2 protein-coding genes are annotated in these 2,396 nt (G+C 48.8%); one reads left to right on the plus strand and one right to left on the minus strand.

What is annotated here, in order from left to right:
* Positions 1-252: 252 nt before the first annotated feature.
* Positions 253-1,263 (minus strand): SDR family oxidoreductase, encoded by a 1,011-nt coding sequence (locus RMO84_RS12690; protein ID WP_310488817.1) that lies wholly within the window; start codon positions 1,261-1,263, stop codon positions 253-255.
* A 193-nt stretch (positions 1,264-1,456) separates the two neighbouring features.
* Here RMO84_RS12690 and RMO84_RS12695 point away from each other — a divergent pair, with 193 nt between their 5' ends.
* The gene (locus RMO84_RS12695; RefSeq protein WP_310488818.1) at positions 1,457-2,197 is read left to right on the plus strand and encodes a DUF2993 domain-containing protein; all 741 of its coding nucleotides are present in this window, start codon (positions 1,457-1,459) and stop codon (positions 2,195-2,197) included.
* Positions 2,198-2,396: the final 199 nt, after the last annotated feature.

Below are 2,396 nucleotides of genomic sequence, written 5' to 3' on the forward strand. Positions count from 1 at the left end.
TTTGGATTTCCATATGTTTAGGGGGTAGGGGATAGGGGATAGGGGGTAGGGGATAGGGAATAGGGAATAGGGGATAGGGGATAACGCGTTATGACTAATAAGTGCTAGATACAGAAATAGTGCCAAAATTTAATCTCTACGTTCTGTCTCTCTCTGTGAAACAAAGCATAGGTTTGCCTGACGTTAATACAATCTTTGCCCAAGGAAATAAGCGAATCCCTATTCCCTATTCCCTATCCCCTATTCCCTCACTTACTCCATCTCTTTAAACAAATTGGCCGCAATTAGAGCGATCGCACTCAATCCTGCCGCTGTCGTCCATTTGGCGGTTGGATGCACGTCGAACCAATCCAAGAAACTGGGAATCACTTTGTCGGAGAAATCACCAGTCACCGTGTCGTAGCCCTCGATCGGCTCGAACAGATTATTCGGGTCGTCTACAGCTTTGATTGTCTGAGTGCGCTGTCCGGGAATCGCGATCGCGCCTACCAATGTATCGACTAGATCTGGAGCGATCTTTTGCAAGAAATCTATCGCCCGTCCGACATCGCCGACAATCATGTCGCGGGTGGGATGTTCGGCAGCGTGGAGAATGGCTTCAGCCACCAGACTGGGCTGATAGTAAGGCGGTACGCCAGTGGGTTTGACGCCCAGTTTCGTCCGCGCCTTATTGTAGAAAGGGGTGTTAATCACCGCAGGCATCACATTGGTAATGCTAATCGGCACGCCCTCGTGTCTTAGCTCGGCGCGCAAACCGTCCAGAAAGCCTTCTAGACCGTGTTTGGAAGCAGAATAAGAAGTTTGCAGTGGCATCGATCGACGGGCTTCTACTGACGAGATCGCGATGAATGCACCCCGTCCCGTCTGTCTGAGTAGAGGCAATGCGGCCATTGCCGCATAAACTGGCCCCATCAAATTCACATCGATGACGCGTTTGAATTCTTCGGGAGTGACTTGCTCGAAGGGGGAAATCACCGCTGTGGCTGCTGCATGTACCCACGTATCCAACCGTCCAAAGCGATCGATCGTGGCATCGGCAATCTGCTTAACTTGCGCGCAGTCAGACACATCCGCCCGCACGGCGATCGCTTCGGCACCAAATTGCCCGATTTCCTTGACCAATGATGCCAGTCCCGACTCACTGCGAGCTGCCACCACTACTTTTGCGCCGCGTTTGGCAAGTTGAAGCGCGGTTTCGCGACCGATCCCACTAGACGCCCCAACGACAGCAACTACTTGTTGTTCGATCGGTTTTAATTTCATTACAGTTAGATGCTTGCGACTTTCGTATGCTAGCAACGCCCACCATCAGAATGTTCTCTCTGATGATGGAGATGTGTGGTATCTCTTTAGGTAGATTTAATTATTTTTGATATTTGTTATCACTATGATTACGCGGCAAAAGAGTTGCAGACTCATGCAGTCGAATTTTGCATACCAAATGGAGAAATAAAACATGGGAGCGAATAGCCCCGATTTAGGTAATCTAGCATTGAGTAAAGTTGTCGAAGTCGGCATTGCTAGTCAACTGGATGTGGTCGAAGAAATCGATGTCGATCTGCGCACCGATCCTGGCAATCTCATTCAAGGCAAAGTCAATTCGATCGAGATTTCTGGCAAGGGATTGGTTGTCAAACAGGATTTACGGATGGAAACCATCCAAATCAATACCGATAGCGTCTCGATCGACCCGCTCCGCGCCCTCTTGGGCAGCATCGAACTGACACAGCCGACAGACGCCGAAGCCCGCATCGTTTTGACCGAAATAGATATCAATCGCGCCCTGAATAGCGATTACATCCGTACCAAATTTCACGGTCTCCAAATGGAGATGGACGGACAACCAGTCACGATCGATATTCAATCGGCAAATCTAGACTTACCTGGTGAAAATAAATTTGTTATTGCGTCAACTTTCTCGATGCGCGAGTCAAATGAAACCAAGAATTTTACGGCCACTGCTGCCCCCGAAATTCATGAAGATGGCAATCGGATTTCACTAGAAATTCTTGCAGCTGAAGGTCAAGGTTTGACACTCAAACTGGTGACAGTAATCTTCGAGCAATTAACAAATTTACTCGATTTACGCAACTTTGATATTCCAGGTATGACCCTCAAGTTGCATAAATTAGAAGCTCAAGCTGGAAAGTTGGTAATTCACGCCCACAGTCAAATCGAAAAACTCCCCACTATGTAAATTTTTAGTGATACGTGGCATTAGCTAGAGCAATCTCTCTCCTTCCCAACTCCTATACAGTGGTACAGCAACTCCCCGCTGTCTTGACCCAAACGCACGCTGAGGGAACCTCAGCGCGATTTCAGTCGCTCCCCGCTCCCTGCTCCCAACTCCCAACTCCCAACTCCCCATGACTCAAACACCTACACCTAGCATTCCC

This window comes from Chamaesiphon sp. VAR_69_metabat_338 (assembly GCF_031423935.1).
In the GTDB taxonomy this organism is placed as follows: domain Bacteria; phylum Cyanobacteriota; class Cyanobacteriia; order Cyanobacteriales; family Chamaesiphonaceae; genus Chamaesiphon.